The following is a 1147-nucleotide window of genomic DNA, read 5'->3' on the forward strand; positions in this document are numbered from 1 at the left end:
GCCTTGACTATTCCGTCAGTCTCCAGCAGCTACATCCAACCGTCCCCTTTATTCGTGAGCAAGTATGGGAATATTAACCCATTGTCCATCCACTACCCCTCTCGGGTTCGCGTTAGGTCCCGACTAACCCTCAGCTGATTAGCATGGCTGAGGAAGCCTTGGTCTTTCGGTGAGCAGGTTTCTCGCCTGCTTTATCGTTACTTATGCCTACATTTTCTTTTCTATCCGCTCCACAATACCTCACAGTACTGCTTCGGCGCAAATAGAATGCTCTCCTACCAGATGTATCTTAAATACAAATCCATAGCTTCGGTAATATGTTTATGCCCGATTATTATCCATGCCGGACCGCTCGACTAGTGAGCTGTTACGCACTCTTTAAATGAATGGCTGCTTCCAAGCCAACATCCTAGCTGTCAATGCAGTCCAACCGCGTTGCTTCAACTTAACATATATTTTGGGACCTTAGCTGTTGGTCTGGGTTCTTTCCCTCTCGGACATGGACCTTAGCACCCATGCCCTCACTGCCGTAGAACATTTATTAGCATTCGGAGTTTGTCAGGAATTGGTAGGCGATGAAACCCCCGCATCCAATCAGTAGCTCTACCTCTAATAAACTTATATACGACGCTGCACCTAAATGCATTTCGGAGAGTACGAGCTATCTCCCAGTTTGATTGGCCTTTCACCCCTACCCACAGGTCATCCGAAGACTTTTCAACGTCAACCGGTTCGGTCCTCCACTCTGTGTTACCAGAGCTTCAACCTGCCCATGGGTAGATCACAAGGTTTCGCGTCTAATCCTACTAACTATCCGCCCTATTCAGACTCGCTTTCGCTCCGGCTCCGGTACTTAATACCTTAACCTCGCTAGTAAAATTAACTCGTAGGCTCATTATGCAAAAGGCACGCCGTCACAGCATATAGCTGCTCCGACCGCTTGTAGGCGTACGGTTTCAGGTTCTATTTCACCCTTCTATTCGAAGTGCTTTTCACCTTTCCTTCACAGTACTTGTTCACTATCGGTCTTTCAGGAGTATTTAGCCTTGGAGGATGGTCCCCCCATATTCAGACAGGATTTCACGTGTCCCGCCCTACTCATTTATCATCTTTATATGCCTTTCGAGTACAGGATTATCACCTTCTA

General features: G+C 47.3%; 1 rRNA gene. It reads right to left on the minus strand.

The features are described from left to right. A 23S ribosomal RNA gene (locus AC5YGG_RS20860) occupies window positions 1–1147 on the minus strand; the annotation flags it as partial.

This window comes from Chryseobacterium sp. CS2K3 (assembly GCF_059515185.1).